21 protein-coding genes are annotated in these 19,224 nt (G+C 36.1%); 2 read left to right on the forward strand and 19 right to left on the reverse strand.

The features are described 5' to 3' along the window. The 14 genes from nuoK to BA768_RS01020 form a co-directional block, all read right to left on the reverse strand. Positions 1-330: an NADH-quinone oxidoreductase subunit NuoK gene (gene nuoK / locus BA768_RS00960; RefSeq protein WP_047482656.1), complete on the reverse strand. Its 330-nt coding sequence runs from the start codon at positions 328-330 to the stop codon at positions 1-3. A gap of 4 nt (positions 331-334) precedes the next feature. After that, on the reverse strand, positions 335-832 hold the full coding sequence (locus BA768_RS00965; protein WP_034673728.1) for an NADH-quinone oxidoreductase subunit J: 498 nt from the start codon (positions 830-832) through the stop codon (positions 335-337). Further along, positions 832-1,389, reverse strand: coding sequence for a NuoI/complex I 23 kDa subunit family protein (locus BA768_RS00970; RefSeq protein ID WP_034673730.1), 558 nt, complete (start codon positions 1,387-1,389; stop codon positions 832-834). The genes BA768_RS00965 and BA768_RS00970 overlap by 1 nt, the downstream gene beginning before the upstream one ends. Before the next feature lie 155 nt (positions 1,390-1,544). Then, positions 1,545-2,609, reverse strand: a complete 1,065-nt coding sequence (gene nuoH, locus BA768_RS00975; protein ID WP_034673732.1) for an NADH-quinone oxidoreductase subunit NuoH — start codon at positions 2,607-2,609, stop codon at positions 1,545-1,547. Between the two features lie 183 nt (positions 2,610-2,792). After that, positions 2,793-3,791, reverse strand: coding sequence for a 2Fe-2S iron-sulfur cluster-binding protein (locus tag BA768_RS00980; protein ID WP_034673734.1), 999 nt, complete (start codon positions 3,789-3,791; stop codon positions 2,793-2,795). A 46-nt stretch (positions 3,792-3,837) separates the two neighbouring features. After that, on the reverse strand, positions 3,838-4,611 hold the full coding sequence (locus tag BA768_RS00985; protein WP_228388250.1) for a hypothetical protein: 774 nt from the start codon (positions 4,609-4,611) through the stop codon (positions 3,838-3,840). Between the two features lie 71 nt (positions 4,612-4,682). Then, on the reverse strand, positions 4,683-6,035 hold the full coding sequence (gene nuoF, locus BA768_RS00990; protein WP_065719353.1) for an NADH-quinone oxidoreductase subunit NuoF: 1,353 nt from the start codon (positions 6,033-6,035) through the stop codon (positions 4,683-4,685). 89 nt (positions 6,036-6,124) lie between these two features. Next, a complete protein-coding gene (gene nuoE, locus BA768_RS00995; RefSeq protein WP_034677026.1) occupies positions 6,125-6,634 on the reverse strand; it encodes a complex I 24 kDa subunit family protein in 510 nt (169 codons plus the stop codon). An 82-nt stretch (positions 6,635-6,716) separates the two neighbouring features. Then, the gene (locus tag BA768_RS01000; protein ID WP_034677028.1) at positions 6,717-7,940 is read right to left on the reverse strand and encodes an NADH-quinone oxidoreductase subunit D; all 1,224 of its coding nucleotides are present in this window, start codon (positions 7,938-7,940) and stop codon (positions 6,717-6,719) included. An 81-nt stretch (positions 7,941-8,021) separates the two neighbouring features. Further along, the gene (locus tag BA768_RS01005) at positions 8,022-8,516 is read right to left on the reverse strand and encodes an NADH-quinone oxidoreductase subunit C (protein WP_034673740.1); all 495 of its coding nucleotides are present in this window, start codon (positions 8,514-8,516) and stop codon (positions 8,022-8,024) included. 10 nt (positions 8,517-8,526) lie between these two features. Then, positions 8,527-9,087, reverse strand: coding sequence for an NADH-quinone oxidoreductase subunit B (locus BA768_RS01010; RefSeq protein WP_007844976.1), 561 nt, complete (start codon positions 9,085-9,087; stop codon positions 8,527-8,529). A gap of 103 nt (positions 9,088-9,190) precedes the next feature. After that, a complete protein-coding gene (locus tag BA768_RS01015) occupies positions 9,191-9,562 on the reverse strand; it encodes an NADH-quinone oxidoreductase subunit A (RefSeq protein WP_034673742.1) in 372 nt (123 codons plus the stop codon). 120 nt (positions 9,563-9,682) lie between these two features. Continuing rightward, complete coding sequence (locus tag BA768_RS21185; protein WP_165601761.1) at positions 9,683-9,859, reverse strand: hypothetical protein; 177 nt, start codon at positions 9,857-9,859, stop codon at positions 9,683-9,685. 1 nt (position 9,860) lies between these two features. Continuing rightward, the gene (locus BA768_RS01020; protein ID WP_065719354.1) at positions 9,861-10,985 is read right to left on the reverse strand and encodes a GNAT family N-acetyltransferase; all 1,125 of its coding nucleotides are present in this window, start codon (positions 10,983-10,985) and stop codon (positions 9,861-9,863) included. A gap of 106 nt (positions 10,986-11,091) precedes the next feature. Here BA768_RS01020 and BA768_RS01025 point away from each other — a divergent pair, with 106 nt between their 5' ends. Next, positions 11,092-11,781 carry a zinc metallopeptidase gene (locus BA768_RS01025; protein ID WP_065719355.1) on the forward strand — a complete coding sequence of 230 codons (690 nt, stop codon included), beginning with the start codon at positions 11,092-11,094 and terminating at the stop codon, positions 11,779-11,781. 121 nt (positions 11,782-11,902) lie between these two features. Then, the gene (locus tag BA768_RS01030) at positions 11,903-13,024 is read left to right on the forward strand and encodes a hypothetical protein (RefSeq protein ID WP_065719356.1); all 1,122 of its coding nucleotides are present in this window, start codon (positions 11,903-11,905) and stop codon (positions 13,022-13,024) included. A gap of 4 nt (positions 13,025-13,028) precedes the next feature. On the opposite strand, the gene BA768_RS01035 is transcribed toward BA768_RS01030, so the two are convergent. The 5 genes from BA768_RS01035 to BA768_RS01055 form a co-directional block, all read right to left on the reverse strand. After that, the gene (locus tag BA768_RS01035; RefSeq protein ID WP_065719568.1) at positions 13,029-13,637 is read right to left on the reverse strand and encodes an IMPACT family protein; all 609 of its coding nucleotides are present in this window, start codon (positions 13,635-13,637) and stop codon (positions 13,029-13,031) included. 13 nt (positions 13,638-13,650) lie between these two features. Continuing rightward, entirely contained in the window at positions 13,651-14,676 is a 1,026-nt protein-coding gene (gene ribD / locus BA768_RS01040) for a bifunctional diaminohydroxyphosphoribosylaminopyrimidine deaminase/5-amino-6-(5-phosphoribosylamino)uracil reductase RibD (protein ID WP_065719357.1), read from the reverse strand. 60 nt (positions 14,677-14,736) lie between these two features. Further along, entirely contained in the window at positions 14,737-16,539 is a 1,803-nt protein-coding gene (locus BA768_RS01045; protein ID WP_083206554.1) for a DUF349 domain-containing protein, read from the reverse strand. Positions 16,540-16,614: 75 nt separating this feature from the next. After that, entirely contained in the window at positions 16,615-17,352 is a 738-nt protein-coding gene (locus BA768_RS01050) for a shikimate dehydrogenase family protein (protein ID WP_065719358.1), read from the reverse strand. A 62-nt stretch (positions 17,353-17,414) separates the two neighbouring features. After that, positions 17,415-19,193: an endonuclease gene (locus BA768_RS01055; protein WP_065719359.1), complete on the reverse strand. Its 1,779-nt coding sequence runs from the start codon at positions 19,191-19,193 to the stop codon at positions 17,415-17,417. Positions 19,194-19,224 lie beyond the last annotated feature (31 nt).

The following is a 19,224-nucleotide window of genomic DNA, read 5'->3' on the forward strand; positions in this document are numbered from 1 at the left end:
TTATCCTTTTAATTTATTAAATATACCTACATCTACAGAACGGGTGTTTCTATATAACATCGCAATAATTGCCAAACCAACCGCTACTTCGGCTGCTGCAACTACCATGATGAAGAATACCAAAAGCTGTCCGTCGCTGTTCCCGTTGTATGCCGCAAATGCAGCCAATAAAAGGTTTACAGAATTAAGCATAAGCTCTACACAACCTAAAATTACAATCGCATTTTTTCTGAGCAATACTCCCAAAACTCCAAGACAGAACAAAACTGAACAAAGAGTAATGAAATATTCCAGAGGGATGCTTTGCATAAATGTATTTACTTCTCCCATAATTTTATAAATCTTTTTTACCGATTAGTACCGCACCTACAATACCTGCCAAAATCAGGATGGAAGCAAGCTCAAACGGCAAAACATATTCATTAAATAAAAGTCTTCCCAGATTTTTTGTAAGACCTACACCTTTATCTACGTTTTCAACTACCACATGATTTTCCTGTACTCCTCTGAAAACGCCTAAAACACCAATTAAAAGAAGACCTGCTGTAAAAACTCCAACAAACTTTAAAGTATTGTTCTTCTTACTTTCGTCTTCCTTATTAAGGTTAAGCATCATTAAGATATAAAGGAAAAGTACCATGATAGCACCTGCGTAAACAATAATCTGGATAATGGCAAGGAATTGTGCATTCAGAAGAATATACATTCCCGCAATCGAAAACATTGTAACAATTAATGACAAAATAGCATATAAAGGATTTTTTGCAAATACAAAGTACACTGCACTTGCCACTGCTAAAAACGCCACCAAGAAAAATAAAAACTGATCCATTATTTTACCGCATTTTTTTGTTTCTCGGATTGTCTTTCGGTGATATCAATCCTTTCATTTATTTTTTCAACCAATTTATCTTTTCCATAAACGAAAGAACCTCTGTTGGTTTCTACGTCTACCAATCTGTCTGTAAGATAAATTGCAGATTTTGGACAAGCCTCTTCGCACATACCGCAGAAAATACATCTCAACATATTAATTTCATATACTGATGCATATTTTTCTTCTCTGTAAAGGTTTTTCTCTTCCTTAGTTCTTTCTGCAGCCGTCATGGTGATGGCTTCAGCTGGACAAGCTACGGCACACAATCCGCAAGCGGTACATCTTTCTCTGCCTTCTTCGTCTCTTTTCAAAACGTGCTGACCTCTCCAGATATCGGCTCTTGGTTTTTGTACTTCAGGATAAGAATAAACATTCGGAGCACGTTTTACAACCGTTCTTACCGCATGCTTAAAAGTAATCCCCATCCCTTTGAAAATCGCCGGAAGGTAGATTTTCTCCGCAAGGGTCATCTCTTTATTTGAAACAACTTTGGATCTGTTTGTAAGTTTCATTTTCTATTATTATTAAATGTTGGAAGATGGAAGCTTGATGATGGAAGTTTATCCCAACGCTGCTTTCACATCAGCTCATTTTCAAATTTATATCTTGTTTGAAATCTGAAATGGAAAATTCCATTTTCAAATTCTCAAATTATTTCGTTCTCAAATTAATTACCGAATGCTAAAATCACAGCTCCTGTAATCATCAGGTTAACCAATGCCATAGGAATTAATGTTTTCCATCCTAAGTGCATCAACTGGTCGTATCTGAATCTTGGTAACGTCCATCTGATCCACATAAAGATCAAAATTCCGATTACCGTTTTCGTTAAAAATGCTACGATACTCAAAATACCTGCAGTATTTTCTCCCCAGTTCTGAGTTACCCATTCAATTCCCGGATAGTTGTAACCTCCGAAGAAAAGTACCACCATGAAAGCATTAGAAATAAACATATTCACATATTCTCCGAACATGTATAAACCTAATTTCATTGATGAATATTCTGTAGAATAACCGGTTACCAATTCAGATTCACACTCCGGTAAATCGAAAGGATGACGGTTGGTTTCTGCCAAAGCAGCAACGAAGAAAATTAAGAATGCCAATGGTTGGTAGAAAATATTCCAATTCATACCGGAACCGATTGGGATAATTCCCCAAAGTTTTCCTTCTGTTTGATTTTCGGTAATTACTTTTAAATCTAAACTTCCTGTCATCATGATGATAGAAAGAAGTGCAAGACCCATCGCCAATTCGTAAGAAATCATCTGCGAAGAAGCTCTGATTGCACCTAATAATGAATACTTGTTGTTGGAAGCCCAGCCTCCGATCATGATTCCGTACACTCCGATTGATGCCATTCCGATGATGAAAAGTACACCAACGTCGATATTGGCAACCTGTAGATCATAAGAAATTCCACCAAAGTTCAACGTTTTTCCCCAAGGAATAACCGCTCCGGTAATCAATGAAATAAACATCACCAATGCAGGTCCCAATACGAAAAGAAACTTTTCTGCATTAGCCGGTGTAAAATCTTCCTTAAAGAAAAATTTACCACCATCTGCAAGAGGCTGTAATAAACCGAAAGGTCCTGATCTGTTTGGCCCGATTCTATCCTGCATGATTGCAGCCACTTTTCTTTCAGCCCAGGTAGAGTAGGCCGCTATCGTTAACGATAACAGAAAAAGCGCAAGTACAAGTATTAATTTAAATGTAATTAAATCCATTTTATTATTTAAATGTTTGAAGATGGGAGCTGGGTGCTGGAAGTTTAGCAATTCTCTGCACTAACTCTTCATCTCATTATCAAATTCTTATCTATTTAAAGCTTCAAAGGTTGAAATTGAACGTGGGTCGTGATTTATGATAATTAAAAACTTCTATCATCCAGCTTCAAGCATCCAACTCTTTTATTTTTCGTCTTTTTCGCTGATTTCTTTAGCCATCGGATTGTCTAAAACTCTTAGCTCGTCTTTTGGCTTTTCATAATGATTCAAAGAAATTACCGAATGTCTGTCGATATGTCTTGGTCCTTCAATGTTCCAGTCGCTTAAGTTCTTTCTTTCGAAACGGCAAGTATCACAAATAAATTCTTCAACTTCTCCCCACTGATCTTTTCTTGCAGTTACTCTTACGATTTCGTCTCCCTTCATGTAAACCGTAGCTTTCCCTGAACATTTATCACACTTACAAGTAGCATTCATTGGTTTCGTAAACCAAACTCTGCTTGCAAAACGTGCTGTTCTGTCAGTTAATGCTCCTACAGGACAAACGTCGATTACGTTTCCGATGAAGTCATTGTCTAAAGCTTTGTTTAAATAAGTGGAAATTTCAGCGTGATCTCCTCTGAACAAAATTCCGTGTTCTCTTTCGCCTGTCAATTGGTTTGCAGCCAATACACATCTTGCACAAAGAATACAACGGTTCATATTTAATTTGATGTTCGGACCTAAATCGTCTGCATCATAGGTATTTCTTTCGAATTCAGTTCTGGTTTCAAGATTTCCATGCTCGTAACCTAAATCCTGAAGATGACATTCTCCAGCTTGATCACAAACCGGGCAATCTAAAGGGTGGTTTACCAATAAAAATTCGGTAACCGCCTTTCTGCCTTCCTGAGCTTTTTCAGAAGAAAGGTTTTTCACTTCCATCCCATCCATTACATTGGTTCTGCAGCTCGCTACCAATTTCGGCATAGGACGGGGATCTGCTTCTGATCCTTTAGAAACTTCCACTAAGCATGTTCTGCATCTTCCACCGCTGGTTTCCAGCTTGCTGTAGTAACACATTGCAGGAGGAACAGATTTTCCACCGATTTGTCTAGCAGCTTCCAAAATAGAAGTTCCAGGCAAAACTTCAGTAGTCTGTCCGTCTATAGTTATTTTGAATTTTTTAACCTCTTCGCTCATATTCTATGCTTTTCGCTTATGCTGTTAAAAGCTTTTAAGCTCTATTTTAATTATACTTTTTTGTATTAAATGTATATCCAATCCCGAAATTGAACTGTGCATACACAAAATCCTGTGAAGCTTTGTCTGGTTTGTTGTTCAGTGTCGTTTTGATGTCGGGCATATTAATGTATCCCAATTTTCCTTCCGCCTGAAGTACAATATGTCTTAAGGCAACCACACTTATTGCAGCTCTTGCATCCAGACCAAAACCTGCAAGATGGAATCTGTCGCTTCTTTCATTTCCCATCAGTTGAACATTGGATTTTGGCAATAAAGCTCCCAATCCTGCTCCGTAACTCAGGAAAACATCAATGTTTTTCTTGTTGTAAACATTATGATATTTCTGAGCTCCAATGTTAATATAATTAAGACCATCAGTGTGTTCAAATGTTAAAAATTCGCCACTGTTAAGATCTACTTTACCATTATTGACCATTCCTGCATATTTCGGATCATTAATGTATCCTTTGAAATCTACAACCTGATCCTGATCCATCACATATTTCATGTGATCCATTCCTAAAGTAATTCCGAAATTATCTTTCGGGAAATAGGTAATTCTATAATTTACCTGTGGAATGGTAATACTTCCCGGATTGAAATATGTTCCCCATTCGAATTTTGTCTGTCTGTCATGTGCAACAACATTATCCAACTGGAAATCATATCCATCACCCTTAAAGTGAATATCAGAGTTTGAATATCTTGCATTATTCCAACCCCAGAACACCATCACCGAACCTTTTTTGAAAGGGTCAACCTGAGCTTTTACACTCATTGTTACCGTTAATAAAAACAGTAATAAAAACTTATTTTTCAACTTAAATCTGTCTTCTTAATCCTACTACATTATACAGTCGGTGCAGGAATTGGATCTGCATAATTTGCCAATCCATAGTTCTGTGTCTGAGATAACTCTGGGTTTTTAATATGCCATTCAAATTCGTCTCTGAAGTGACGAATAGCCGCTGCAACAGGCCAAGCCGCTGCATCGCCCAAGGGACAAATCGTATTTCCTTCGATTTTTCTCTGGATGTCCCAAAGTAGATCGATATCTTCCATTTTTCCTTCTCCCTTCTCGATTTTCTTTAAAATCTTGTACATCCACCCTGTTCCTTCACGGCAAGGAGTACATTGTCCGCAACTTTCGTGATTATAAAATCTTGCTAAAGTCATGGTATGTTCTACGACACATTGGTCTTCATCTAAAACGATAAAACCTCCTGAACCCATCATTGTTCCGGTAGCAAATCCACCGTCAGCTAATGATTCATAATTCATATATCTTGGTTCTCCGTTTACGGTTTTCAATAATAAATTAGCGGGAACGATCGGAACTGAGCTACCACCCGGAATACAAGCTTTCAGCTTTTTCCCGTTTGGAATACCACCACAATATTCTTCAGAGTAAATGAATTCTTCAACAGTGATTGTCATGTCGATTTCATAAACTCCCGGTTTGTTGATGTTTCCACAAGCAGAAATTAGTTTTGTACCTGTAGATCTCCCAACTCCGATTTTAGCGTATTCAGCTCCTGTAATATCAATGATTGGAACAATTGCTGCAATAGATTCAACATTATTTACAACGGTTGGCCTTTCCCAAAGTCCTTTTACAGCCGGGAATGGCGGTTTTAATCTCGGATTTCCTCTTTTACCTTCAAGAGATTCAAGCAATGCAGTTTCTTCACCACAAATATAGGCTCCACCACCTCTTTGAACGTAAATTTCGCAATCGAAACCAGTTCCTAAAATATTTTTACCTAAAAATCCGGCTGCTTTAGCTTCTTCAATTGCTTCTTCCAAAATATCAGGAATCCAAGAATATTCTCCACGGATGTAGATATAAGAAACGTTTGAACCTAAACAGTAAGATGAAATAAGCATTCCTTCGATCAATAAATGAGGAAGAAACTCCATCAAATATCTGTCTTTGAAAGTTCCCGGTTCAGATTCATCGGCATTTACCACCAAGTGTCTTGGTACGCCTTCCGGTTTTGCCAAGAAACTCCATTTCATTCCTGTAGGGAAACCTGCGCCACCACGACCACGAAGACCGGAAGTTTTTACTTCTTCCAAAATTTCGTCCGGCGTCATTTTCAAAGCTTTTTCAGCTGCTCCGTAACCTCCTTGTTTGCGGTAAGTTTCAAAGTAGCGTATTCCTTCTACGTGTGCGTCTTTAAGTAAAAGTTTTTTACTCATTTTAGTATGCTTATTGCAATTGGCTTTTGGCTTCTTGCATTTAATTGTTAAAATTTAAATTAATTTAAAATCCAGATTTTAAATCTTTATTAGCCCAAATCAACCTGTCCTTCTCTGCAAAGATCAAGGATTTCATCAACTTTTTCTATCGTTAAATTTTCATGAAAGAATTTTCCTAACTGCATCATCGGAGCATATCCACAAGCACCAAGACATTCAGCAGGCTTTAGTGTAAACATTCCGTCTTCCGTAGTTTGTCCGTCTTTAATGTTCAGTTTGGTTCTGATGTGGTCAAGGATTTTTTCGCTTCCGCAAACCATGCAAGGTCCAGTTCTGCAAACTTCCAAAACATATTTACCAACCGGCTTCATATTGAACATAGTATAGAAAGTTGCCACTTCATATACTTCAATTGGCTTAATACTTAATAATTCCGCAACATAATCCATCACTGGAACGTCTAACCAACCTCCGAATTCTTTCTGTGCAATATGCAGAACAGGAAGAAGAGCAGATTTTTGTCTTCCTTCAGGATATCTAGCCATGATTTTGTGTACCTGTGCTAAACTTTCCGGTTTAAAAGCTATTGTTTCGCTCATTTTTATCTGATTTGAAATTTGTGTTTTGAAATTTTCAAAATACAATTTACTTTATACTTGTTTCTTTTTACCTTTTACTTGCTTATGCGTCTAATTCTCCCGCAATAATATTCATGCTACACATCGTAACGATCGCATCTGAAATTACAGAGCCTGTAATCATCTCAGGATAAGCCTGGTAGTAGATAAAACATGGTCTTCTGAAGTGCAGTCTGTAAGGGCTTCTTCCACCGTCACTCACCAGGTAGAAACCTAATTCTCCGTTTCCTCCTTCTACTGCGTGGTAAACTTCACCTTTAGGTACATCTGTTTCTCCCATTACGATTTTGAAATGGTAAATCAATGCTTCCATTTTCTGATAAACATCTGCTTTTTCAGGAAGATAGAAGTCAGGAACATCCGCGTGGAACGGTCCTTCTGGAAGATTGTCGTATGCTTGATTGATAATTTTAAGTGATTCCCAGATTTCCTGCTGACGAACCATGAAACGGTCGTATGTATCTCCTGCAGTTCCTACCGGAATAATGAAATCGAAATCTTCGTAAGAAGAATAAGGTTCTGCAACTCTCACATCATAATCTACACCTGCTGCACGTAAATTCGGACCTGTAAACCCGTAGCTTAAAGCTCTTTCTGCTGAAATTGCTCCTGCTCCGATGGTTCTGTCCATAAATATTCTGTTTCTCTCCAATAGATTACAGAATTCCTGGAATCTTGGCGGGAAAGTTTTAAGAAAATCCTTTAATAATTCATGGAATTTCGGTGTGAAATCTCTTTCGAAACCTCCGATTCTTCCCATATTTGTTGTCATTCTAGCTCCACAAATCTGCTCATACATATCATAAATACGCTCTCTTTCGATGAACATATAAGTAAGACCCGTAATTGCTCCTGAATCCATTCCGGTTACCCCGTTACAGATCAAATGGTCTCCGATTCTTGCCAATTCCATCAAAATAACACGCATGTAATCAACACGCTTCGGAACTTTTACGCCGATCAGCTTTTCTACCGTCATATGCCATCCGATGTTGTTAATCGGAGCTGAACAATAGTTCATACGGTCAGTAAGTGTTGTAATCTGAGCGAAATTTCTTCTCTCGGAAATTTTTTCAAAAGCTCTGTGGATATAACCAACCGTTTGTTCTGCATGAAGAATTCTCTCTCCGTCCATGGTAAGAACGTTCTGGAAAATTCCGTGGGTAGCAGGGTGAGTAGGTCCCAGATTCAGGGTGTACAACTGCCCGTCAATCTGTTCTTTACTGTCGTATTGGTTAAGTATATTAGATAATGAGTTGTCTTTCATAATAAATTCATTTGAGGTTTGAGATTCGAAATTTGAGATTTGAATGATTTCAAATTTCAAATAATCAATTTCAAATTTGTCCTATCTTCCGAACATACTGTCGTTCTTATCGGTTCTGGTTCCGTCTTCCAAACGATATTCTTTCAACATCGGATGATAACCTAGATCTTCCATATTCAGGATGGGTCTTAAATCAGGATGACCTTTAAATTTAATTCCGTAGAAATCAAAAGTTTCTCTTTCCATCCAGTTGGCTCCTGCATACAATTCAGTCAAAGAATCTACTTCAATATTTTCTCTCGACATGAATATTTTCAAACGGATTCTGAAATTCGTCATCATATTATGCAAGTGATAAACAACGCCGATTTCTTTCTCCGGAAATTCTGGGTAATGGATTCCACAAACATCAGTAAGGAAATTAATTTCCAATGATGAATCTTTCAGGTAATGAATTACCTTTTTGATGTCATCTTTTTTAATTTCAACAGTCAGCATTCCATAAGGTTCTGAGCTTGAAATTACAGATTCCGGAAATTCTCTTGTGATTGCTTCTAATACAAATTCGTTTGTCATTTCCGTCCTATTAATTGCTAATGTTGTAAGAATCTAAAAGTTTCTGATATTCCGGCATATCTCTTCTTCTGATGCTTTCGCTTTCTGCCAAAGCCTGAACCTGCATTACACCTTCAATGATCTGTTCCGGTCTTGGAGGACATCCCGGAACGTAAACGTCTACCGGAATAATTTTATCAATTCCCTGTAAAACCGAGTATGTATCAAAAATACCACCGCTCGAAGCACAAGCTCCAACAGCAACAACCCATTTTGGTTCTGCCATCTGGGTGTAAACTTCTTTTAAAACAGGGCCTAATTTTTTAGAAATAGTTCCGCAAACCATCAACATATCGGCCTGTCTTGGTGAGAAAGAGTTTCTTTCCATACCAAATCTTGATGCATCATAGGTTGGGTTTAGGGTAGCCATGAACTCGATACCGCAACAAGAAGTAGCAAATGGTAGAGGCCAAAGTGAAAATTTTCTTGCCATCCCGATTACACTGCTCAATTTCGTTGCGAAAAATCCTTCTCCTTCAAATCCTTCCGGAGCCGGTGCATCTGTTCTTATTATTGGTTTTTGATCTGACATTTTTTTGATTTTAAGATTTTAATTTAGATTCTAAATCACTGTTAATGTTAACTTTAATTTAATTGTATTAATCTAAATTTCTTATTTAAAATTATAATTGAATTTATTTATCCCAGTCTAATGCGCCACGTTTCCAGACATAGAAAAATGCAAGGAAGAAAATGGCAACAAAAGTAAGTACCGCAAAGAATCCTTCAAGACCAAATTCTCTGAAGTTTACAGCGTACGGATAAAAAAATACGATTTCGATATCGAATAGTACAAAAAGTACCGCAGTTAAGAAATACTTGATCGAGAATGGCGTTCTGGCGTTTCCTTCAACAGCAACACCACATTCCCAGCTTTGGTTTTTCACAGAATTTCCTTTTTTCTGTTTCGGACCTAAAAAATGTGCTCCAAGCAAAGAAATAGCAACAAAACCTACTGCAACGCCCGCCTGGATGAGGATTGGAATATAACTTTCAGGTAAATTCATTTTTACATTATTATCTCAAGTTGCAAATTTAGACAATAAACAATAAAGCATGAAATTAATCAACTTAAAAGTCGCTTTAAAATAGGAAAAACGGGTAATTTAGAATTAGTAAAAATAGCGTTATTTTTTCATTTTTTTTAGCAATGTAAACGCCATAAAGGAAATATAACCGAAAAGTATGCTCGCATAGACAATGTTGATCAAAGTATTCATTCGATCATCAGCAACAGCGAAAAATAGGTTGTAAGCTACAAAACCTGCAATTAGAAATGCAAAAATGATGAGATGTAGTTTCATATTAGAATTTTAAAGAATACGTTCTCCTTCTTTTATGATTTACCGGATTATAATCTTGCCAAAGTACCTGTACGCTTTTGTTTTCCTCAAGCTCCGGATTGGTTTCGGCAAACTCAATTCCCATGCTGGTAAAACGTTCGTAGATTTCTTTAAAAATTATCGCAGTCACGCCTCGTCTCTGATATTCCGGATGAATTCCGATTAAATAAAAATTGGCACGGTCATTTTTTCTTTCAGCCTGCATGAAATGCCACCATCCGAAAGGCAAAAGCTTACCTTTGGATTTCTGTAAGGCTTTAGAATAAGAGGGCATGGTGATGGCAAAAGAAATGAGTTCATCATTTTCATCCACCACACAGATTACGTAGTTTTTAGCAATCAACGGGAAAAACTTATCTCGATAGGTCTGAATCTGCTCTTTCGAAATCGGAGTGTAGGTGGAAAGTGTTTTATAAGTTTCGTCAAGCAGCTTAAACATCGGCTCCACGTAAGGTAGAATCTCTTCTTTGTTGTTGAATTTTAAAACTCTTAATTTGTATTTTTCGGCAATCAGTTTGCTAAATTTTTCTACTCTTGGAGGCAAAACCTTAGGGAAATTCATTTCAAATTCTACCCATTCTTTCTCTTTTACCAATCCTAAATTTTCAAGATGCTGCGGATAGTACGGATGATTGTAAATGCCAATCATTGTAGCAATTTTATCAAAACCGAAAGTTAACATTCCTGCTTTGTCTAAATTGGTAAAACCCATTGGTCCTTCGATATTATCAATTTGATGTTGTCTTGCGAAATCACTAACCGTGCTGATTAGTGCTTCAGAAACTTCTTTGTCATCTATAAAATCGATCCAGCCAAATCGTACTTTTCTTATTCCTAATTCTTTCTCTTCCTTGCGATTAATGATTGCTGCAATTCTACCAACTATTTTACCATCTTTTTTAGCTAAAAACTGCTTGGCTTCTGAATAATTTAATGCAGGATTTTCTTTAGGATTCCAAACATTGATTTCGTCTTTGATAAAAGATGGAACGTAGTAAGGATTGTTTTTATAGAGCTCCATCGGGAACTTTACAAACTGCTTTAAATCTTTAGGGGTTTTTACTTCAAAAATGGAAACTCTAGACATAGTTTTCTGGATAAAATAGAATCACAAATATAATTAATAAAGCGTAAACTTTGGCACAATTTTTACTCACATAATATATTGTTATATAATAAAATCTTAAAATAAAATGACGGTTTATTATCTTATTATAGGAATATCGATGCTTATAAGCTGGTGGGTTTCCTCAAGATTAAAATCTAAATTCGAATACTACTCTAATGTTCATCTCAGAAACGGAATGTCAGGGAAAGAAGTGGCAGAAAAAATGCTGAGAGACAATAATATTCATGATGTACAGGTGATTTCTGTTCCGGGACAGCTAACTGACCATTATAATCCTGCAGACAAAACGGTAAATCTTTCCGAGGGAGTTTATATGCAGCGAAATGCAGCTGCTGCGGCCGTTGCGGCGCACGAGTGTGGTCACGCAGTTCAGCATGCGGTAGGATATTCAATGTTGCAGTTGAGATCAAAACTGGTTCCGGTAGTAAGTATCAGTTCAAATCTCATGCAGTTTGTTCTGATGGGAGGTATTGTTGTGATGGCAATGAGTGGAAATAAACTGATCCTTTTAATCGGAGTGATTATGTTTGCTTTAACAACTCTTTTTGCATTCATAACCCTTCCTGTAGAATATGATGCAAGTAACCGCGCGATGAAATGGCTGAAAGATACGGGAACAGTTACTTCTGAAGAATATGTCGGTGTTCAGGATAGTTTAAAATGGGCAGCAAGAACTTATCTGGTTGCGGCACTTGGTTCACTGGCTCAATTACTTTATTTCGCATCTTTGTTGATGGGAGGTAGAAGAGATTAGGTTTTATCTTTAAAATCAAAAGAAATATATTGCATCTCAGATAATTTTTCTGAGATGCTTTTTTTATATATTTAAAACAGATTTATTTGAATTTAATATTTTTGATTGAATCATTTTAAATATGAAATATAACAAATGGGAAATAAAATCGGAAATTGATCAGGTTAACTTGTTGTTGAAGGTTACTGCATTTTTTTGGACGATTATGAAGTTGTGGACTTATAATAAATGGACTGCAGATCGATTATATCCCGTGATTCCGACTTTTGATTTCTTAGAGAATATTCCTGGTTTTGTACATTCTGTATTATTCTGCTCATCACTTGTTTTTTTGTCGCTAATTTTTTTTAAACAAGAAAAACGATTAATCATACTTTTATTCTTATTCAGCGAAGTTTTAAGTTGTTTATTAGATGTCGTACGATGGCAACCCTGGGAATATATGTACTTGTGTATTTTTGGAGTGATACTTATTAATTACAGGAAACCGAAAAATATCATTATTCTTATTCATCTGTTTTTAGTTTCAATGTATTTGTTCAGTGGGCTTCATAAGATGAACAGAGTTTTCCTTAACGATGTGTGGGTGAATACAATTTTAATTGATTTATTAGGAATTTCACTTGATACTGTTTTAAAGTATAAGCTTTTTTTCATCGGCCTTATCATTCCGTTTTTTGAAGTTTTATTTGCAGGATTACTTCTCTTTTCAAAGAATAAAAAGAAAATCAGTTTTTATTTGATAGCGATTCACTTAGCTGTTCTGATTATTTTAGGACCGTTCGGATTGAACTTTAATTCTGTAATCTGGTTCTGGAACTTTGCTTTGATCTTTGTTTTAATAATACTTTACAACAAACCTATACAAATCACTGATACTAAAAATATACTCATCCATAATTTTTACTGGTTAATACTTTGGTTTGTAATGCCGATTTTCAGTTTTTTTGGCAGATGGTATCAATATTTGTCATTTAATCTGTATTCAGGAAAAGGCGAGCAAATGTATATATATTTTCTGCGGAAAGACCTTGTAAAGCCAGAATTTGGAAGCATAACTATTTATAATCATAAACCATCTGTTAATCTTCATAATTGGGCGATGAAAGAATTGAATTCTGCTCCAATTCCCGAAATGGAAGTTTATTTAAAGATAGGGGAAGAGATTAAAAAAAGATATGGGAAAGATCATGTAAAAGTAATACTGTACAATTCAGCAAATAAGAAAATAACCGAATTGTAAAAATTTATAACTCTTTTATTTCGCAAACGACATGCTGAATCTTACCCAAAGATTCTATAAGATCATCTTTTTGTCTGTTTTTTACCCTCGCTAAAATTACTGCGGTTTGTTGAGAATCAAAATTCAGAACTTTAGCATCAAACTTTGACAGCAAAGTGAAAATTAAATTCTGTTGGTTGAACTGAAACTGAACTTCAATCTCAGTTTCCAGCTCTTTTGTAATAATATTGGCTTCCTCTAAAGTGATTTTTGCAGATTCTTTATAAGCTTTTACCAAACCGGAAACGCCCAATTTTGTTCCGCCATAATAACGAACACTGATAACCAAGACATTCGTAAGCTCATGAGCCAAAAGCTGATTATAAATCGGTAAACCTGCACTTCCTGAAGGTTCTCCGTCGTCATTTGCACGATAATTTTCTCCATTTAAACCCATTCTGAAAGCATAACAATGGTGCGTTGCCTTCGGATGCTCTGCTCTGATTTTTTCTAAAGCATTTTTAAGCTCAGTTTCATTGTTTACAGGAAATGCGAAACCAATAAATTTGCTTCCTTTTTCTTTGAGTAAGGTATTTTCTACAGGTTTTTCAATCGTTCGGTATTCGTACAGCATTTTTATCGGCTTCTTATTTTGAATTTTTATAAAATTCAATGATATTATCTCTGAAATCTTTTATTCCAACAGGTTTATTTTCAAAATTCGGAGCTTTTGTTCCGTTTTCGAGAATCAGATTTTTATTTTTAATAATAATGGTTTCATCCCAAAGATCAGCGTCAATAAACTGTTGAAGTACAAAACTTCCGCCTTCCACAATAATGGATTGAATCTGAAATTCATACAGCTTTTTCAACATATTTTCAAGAAAATTTTCTCTTGAAGCTTTAATGAACTTAATATTTCCTTCTTCGCCTTCTTTTACCGAGTTGAAGACCAAAGTATCAGCTTCGTTGTTGTAAATATTAAAATCATTTGGAACTTTCAAATCCATGTCAATTAAAATCCGGATAGGATTTCTGCCGAAAATTTCTCTGGTAGTAAGACTCGGGTTATCTCTCAAGGCAGTCATCGTTCCGATCAAAATCGAATGTTCATTACTTCTTAACTGATGAACGAATTGCTTGGTTAATGAATTGCTGATCTGTGTAGGCTTAAAATTTTTATCGACAAAACGGTCGCCGGATTCTGCCCATTTTAAAATAATAAAAGGTCTCTTCTTTTCGTGATAGGTGAAAAATCTTTTATTTAAATCAATGCATTCTTCTTCTAAAACTCCTGAAACCACTTCAATTCGTGCATCCTGAATGATTTTTTTTCCTTTTCCGTTTACTTTATCATGAGAATCCATTGCGCCGATAACGACTTTTTTAAACCCTAATTGTACAATTTTCAAAGCGCAAGGAGGAGTTTTTCCGTAATGAGCACAAGGTTCCAGAGAAACATAAATAGTAGATTCAGGAATCAGGCTTTTATCTTCCACAGAATTAATGGCGTTTATTTCAGCGTGGTTTTCACCAGCTTTTTGATGGTAACCTTCACCGATGATTTTTCCGTTATGAACAATCACACTTCCTACAAGCGGATTTGGGTAGGTATTTCCGATGGCTTTCTGAGCGAGCTCAATACATCTTCTGATATAAAATTCGTCCTGCATAAGATAAAAAAAGCGAATACAAATTTCTTTGCTTCGCTCTATATTTACTTTAATTGTTATTTAATCTCCTGAAATAATACTGTGAAGATTTTGTTTTAAAGTCTCAAGGTGAGCTCTTTTGTCATCAATCGTATTATAAGTTTCCATAAGAAGAGGATTTTCTCTTGAAGGATTTTTAAAGAATGAAAGATTGTTTTCAAGCTTCACAATTTCTGCTTCAAGATCTGAAATCTGGCTCTTGATCTTTCTTGCCTTATCGGTCAGCTGGTTTTCAGATAAGCCTTCTTCTTTCAGCTCAAGCTCGTTGATTTTGTTAAGCTTTAGTTTTTCTCTTAAAGTTCGGTTAAACTCAGAGTTGATCGTCATTTTATCTCTCGGAACTTTTCCGATGTTGTTCCATGAAGTTTTTAATGCTTCAATTTTTTCGATGCTTCCATCTTCATCTGTGATGGCTTTTAATTCTTCAAGAATATCCTTTTTAAGCTTGTAGTTTTCTTTCCAGTTGTCGGTAGAAGCACTGCTTTTCTCTCTGTAATTGTTGAAGAAAGTATTGCACGCATCACGGAATTCGTCCCAGATTTTATTCGTCATACTTTTCGGAACATGACCGATTTTTTTCCAGTCTTCCTGAAGTTTTTTGAATAGAGCAACGGCAATATCCCAGTCTTCAGAATGCATATTGTCTTTTGCAGTCTGAATCAGCTTCATTTTCTCTTCAAGATTCTGCTGTTGAGAACCTTTCAGAGATTTGTAGTAATTATTTTTTGTGGTATTGAATCCTCTTAGGATCGTTTTGAAATCATTCCAGTTGTTGTTGGATAATTTTCTCGGAACACTTCCGGTCTTCAAAAACTCTGTACGCAGTTCCTCAACTCTTTTGATAGAATTTTGCCAGTAATTATGATTCGGATTGTCTTTTGGCTCAGAAAGTTTCTTGATTTCAGCGATAATTTCGTTTTTCTTCTCAAGATTTTCGTTCTGTTCTGTTTCGATTGCTGCCGAAAGTTCGGTTTTTCTTTCGTGAATTTTGTTGGAAATTTCTTTAAATTCTTCCCATGTTTTTTCACGGAATTCTTCTGCAACAGGTTCAGCTTCTTCTTTCCACAGTTTGTGCAGATATTGAAGTTCGTTTAAGGCTTTCTGTACAACCGGCTCATTTTCCAGCTCTTTTGCTCTTGCAATAATGTGCTGTCTTTTTTCTAAGTTGTGACTGTATTCCTGCTCCAGAAATTCTTTATTCATATCCAGCATCTGATAAAACTGATTCAGATGGTGGAAATAATTATTATTTAAAATTTTAAATTCAGATTTTGCAACCTGACCTGCATTAGACCATTCTTCCTTGATTTCTCTGATCGATTTGAAAAGATTAACTCCGGGCTCAGAATTGGTGTAAAGATTTTTAAGTCTTTCAATAATACTTTGGCGCTGCTCAAGATTTTTTTTCTGCTCTTCTTCCTGATTTTTCTGGAAATTATCATGCTTTTCTCTGAAAATATGAATCAGTCCTGAAAGTTTTGATTGCGAAGGATGTTCGTAGCTGAAATTTTCAGGAGCATTTCCTGCATCAACGTATTCATGCTTTTTATCTTCCACTTCATCGTGGATTATATGATTTGCTTTTTCCTTCAATGCATTGAATTCTCGGAACCTTTCTCCTGCATTATTAGAATTAATGATTTTCTCCATTTCCTTCAGGGCATCTGCAAGCGAAAGATGATCAATAGAGTCATGCTGAGGAGCATCATGATCTTCATCGTGATGATTTTCTTCATTGTTCCCAATGCTTTCTACTACTGTTTCTTGATGTTCTGCTGAAGGTTTGTTTTCTTCGTTTTCAGAAAGATTATTTTCTGTTGTCATAGCAAATCTTTTATGAATAATGGCGTTAAATTTCTTAAACGAGCTAATATAAGCCAATTAAGTTACTAATTTATGTTATTTTTTTTTAAACGACCAAATTTCCCAGGCTTTTTCTGCCTGTTGTTCCAACATATAATAACCATTCACAGTTTTTGCTCCGTTTCGGGATGAATTTAAAATAAATTTGCTGCATTCCGGATTGTAGATCAGATCGATGACCAGATGTTGATTGGTAAGTGCTTCAAAAGGAAATTTTAAGCAATCTTCAATATTCGGAAAAGTTCCTACCGGGGTACATTGAATAATCAGTTTGTTTTCTGAAACCGTTTTTTGATCTAAATTTTCAAAATTCAGCTCAGATTTTCTTGAAATGGTTTGATAAGGAATATTGTTTTTATCTAAAATATACTGAACTGCTTTTGCTGCACCGCCGTTGCCTAGAACCAGTGCAGACTCGTGATGCGGCTTTTTGTGGGCAATTAAAGTTTTTTCAAAACCAAAAGCGTCGGTATTGTAGCCTGTTTTCTTTCCGTTTTCGATCAAAACACAGTTTACTGCTCCGATTTTTTGTGCTTCATCACTCAGTTCATCCAGATAGTCAATGATTTTTTCTTTGTAAGGAATCGTTACATTAAAGCCTAAAACATCGGGTTCTGAAAAAACATTTTCAACCTCATTGATTTCCTGAAGATCAAAAATTTCATATGAAAAGTCAGTCAGTTTTTTTTTATTGAATTTGTCTTCAAAATATTTTTTTGAAAAAGAGTAGGAGATGTTTTTACCGATAAGGCCTAATTTGCTGTTGGAATCCATACCTCAAAAATAAAAAAAAGACCGATAAAAACCGGTCTTTAGTATTGAAAATATTTATGGTCTTAATCTACAATGAATTTTGTAGAATTGTTGTCTGTTTTTAGGATGTAAACTCCTTTTACCAACCCGTGAAGATTAATTTTGTTTGAATTTTTGAACGGATTTGTAATGTTTTTAATCAGTTTTCCCGAAAGATCATAGATTTCAGCTTTTGAAACTTTGTTCAGGTTTTCACCTTTTACAAATAATTCGTGGTTTTTCACCGGGTTCGGATAAACGCTAAATCCTCTGTCTTTAGCATTTTCAACAGTTGATAATGATGTTGCACAAGTCCAGCTTAAATCATCGATCGCAAATCTGTCTCCGCTCGTAGAAGTGTTGGTTATTTTTATGACAACATCTCCAGGAATATTAATTAAGTTTATTGTAGTTGTAGTTGCTATTGTGTTGTAAGCAATTGTTCCTACCACTACATCATTTACCAATACGTTTGCAGTTGAAGGATCACCGAATTTAACTTGTGTTTTCACGGTCAAACTTGAAATTCCGCCTGAAATTGTACTGCTGCTTAATGTTCCGTTTCTTAGCGTTATTGCTTTTCCGTTTAATGTTTGGTCTGTTCTGGCATCTGTTGCTGTCCAGGTAATATTATTGTTTGTCCATGTTCTTGTTGCATAGCTTGAAGCAGATGCCGGGATGTTTGAGAAATCTTCTGTTCCACAAGTTCCGCCACCGCCGGTTCCTGCAAGTGTAGTTTCTGTAGCTGTGTTACTTTGAGGAGATAAATTTCCTGCAGCATCTTTTGCAATGACATGGAAATTATAAGCAGTAGAGGGGTTTAATCCCTGAACTGTTGTAGAAGTTCCTGAAACGGTAGTTTTTAAAACTCCGTTAGCATAAACATCGTATCCTGTAACGCCAATGTTGTCTGTAGAAGCAGTCCAGCTTAGTGCCACTGTGCTTGACGTAGGATTGTTTGCAATCAGATTCGTTGGAGCTGTAGGTGGCTGATTGTCGGGAGTCTGATTTCCCCAAACTAAATTTACATAATTGGGGTTGTCAATATAAGGGTTTCTGTTTCCCTGATAAGCATAAGATGCATTGTTTCTTCCGATCTCTGCCGGTGAAACAGGATCTAAATTGTGCCATGCAATAAGCTGGTTAAGCTCCCATGTTTGTAAACCCGGGTAAGGAGAGTTTCCTAACATATTTCCATTATTAAAACTAGATAGTTGGGTTTCGTATCTTGTGACGAAGTAAAAAATCATTCTTGCTACATCTCCTTTGAATTCATCAATAGGTTCGAAAACTGTTCCTGAATATCCAGGAGAGATCGAGGTTCCTTTCTTTGATCCGTTCAAGGATGTAAAATCAACAGATGTTCCTACTTTTCCAAATGGAAAATTTCCTCTTTCGCCGTTAACTTTTGCATCGGTTGCGCGAATGAAGTGTACGTCCGAATACATTGGAAGTGCGCTGTTGAATAAGCTTTGGGGAACTATGTGTTCTCTGTTATAACAGTAACCTTCAGGCCCATTTGTACCACTGCATTGTCCTCCAGGATAAGAGAAATTGTAAGGGTCTGCTGTTGTTGGATCTTCAGAATAAATATCTAACACAGTTCCATCATTTTCATAATAATAATCTCTGTCGGTATTTTGATATGCTGTCCACAAACCGGAATAAGAACCAGGATTATGTCCTGTTGTAATAATGTTTGTTAGCTGTGTTTTAAGTGTGGCGCCTGTACCTGTTGCGGTACTGTAATAACCAGCCGGAGCTTGAGCTAAAGCACTGATCGTGATCAGTGTTAGCAAAAATGAATGTAAAATTCGTCTCATTTTTTCTAAATTGGACGCCAAATTTACGAAT

Source organism: Chryseobacterium sp. CBo1 (assembly GCF_001693475.1).
GTDB lineage: Bacteria > Bacteroidota > Bacteroidia > Flavobacteriales > Weeksellaceae > Chryseobacterium > Chryseobacterium formosense.

Bases quoted from the DNA above. Each gene is read 5' to 3' on its own strand.
- nuoK (WP_047482656.1), bottom strand. From the start codon at position 330: ATGGGAGAAGTAAATACATTTATGCAAAGCATCCCTCTGGAATATTTC.
- BA768_RS00965 (WP_034673728.1), bottom strand. From the start codon at position 832: ATGGATCAGTTTTTATTTTTCTTGGTGGCGTTTTTAGCAGTGGCAAGT.
- BA768_RS00970 (WP_034673730.1), bottom strand. From the start codon at position 1,389: ATGAAACTTACAAACAGATCCAAAGTTGTTTCAAATAAAGAGATGACC.
- nuoH (WP_034673732.1), bottom strand. From the start codon at position 2,609: ATGGATTTAATTACATTTAAATTAATACTTGTACTTGCGCTTTTTCTG.
- BA768_RS00980 (WP_034673734.1), bottom strand. From the start codon at position 3,791: ATGAGCGAAGAGGTTAAAAAATTCAAAATAACTATAGACGGACAGACT.
- BA768_RS00985 (WP_228388250.1), bottom strand. From the start codon at position 4,611: ATGAGTGTAAAAGCTCAGGTTGACCCTTTCAAAAAAGGTTCGGTGATG.
- nuoF (WP_065719353.1), bottom strand. From the start codon at position 6,035: ATGAGTAAAAAACTTTTACTTAAAGACGCACACGTAGAAGGAATACGC.
- nuoE (WP_034677026.1), bottom strand. From the start codon at position 6,634: ATGAGCGAAACAATAGCTTTTAAACCGGAAAGTTTAGCACAGGTACAC.
- BA768_RS01000 (WP_034677028.1), bottom strand. From the start codon at position 7,940: ATGAAAGACAACTCATTATCTAATATACTTAACCAATACGACAGTAAA.
- BA768_RS01005 (WP_034673740.1), bottom strand. From the start codon at position 8,516: ATGACAAACGAATTTGTATTAGAAGCAATCACAAGAGAATTTCCGGAA.
- BA768_RS01010 (WP_007844976.1), bottom strand. From the start codon at position 9,087: ATGTCAGATCAAAAACCAATAATAAGAACAGATGCACCGGCTCCGGAA.
- BA768_RS01015 (WP_034673742.1), bottom strand. From the start codon at position 9,562: ATGAATTTACCTGAAAGTTATATTCCAATCCTCATCCAGGCGGGCGTT.
- BA768_RS21185 (WP_165601761.1), bottom strand. From the start codon at position 9,859: ATGAAACTACATCTCATCATTTTTGCATTTCTAATTGCAGGTTTTGTA.
- BA768_RS01020 (WP_065719354.1), bottom strand. From the start codon at position 10,985: ATGTCTAGAGTTTCCATTTTTGAAGTAAAAACCCCTAAAGATTTAAAG.
- BA768_RS01025 (WP_065719355.1), top strand. From the start codon at position 11,092: ATGACGGTTTATTATCTTATTATAGGAATATCGATGCTTATAAGCTGG.
- BA768_RS01030 (WP_065719356.1), top strand. From the start codon at position 11,903: ATGAAATATAACAAATGGGAAATAAAATCGGAAATTGATCAGGTTAAC.
- BA768_RS01035 (WP_065719568.1), bottom strand. From the start codon at position 13,637: ATGCTGTACGAATACCGAACGATTGAAAAACCTGTAGAAAATACCTTA.
- ribD (WP_065719357.1), bottom strand. From the start codon at position 14,676: ATGCAGGACGAATTTTATATCAGAAGATGTATTGAGCTCGCTCAGAAA.
- BA768_RS01045 (WP_083206554.1), bottom strand. From the start codon at position 16,539: ATGACAACAGAAAATAATCTTTCTGAAAACGAAGAAAACAAACCTTCA.
- BA768_RS01050 (WP_065719358.1), bottom strand. From the start codon at position 17,352: ATGGATTCCAACAGCAAATTAGGCCTTATCGGTAAAAACATCTCCTAC.
- BA768_RS01055 (WP_065719359.1), bottom strand. From the start codon at position 19,193: ATGAGACGAATTTTACATTCATTTTTGCTAACACTGATCACGATCAGT.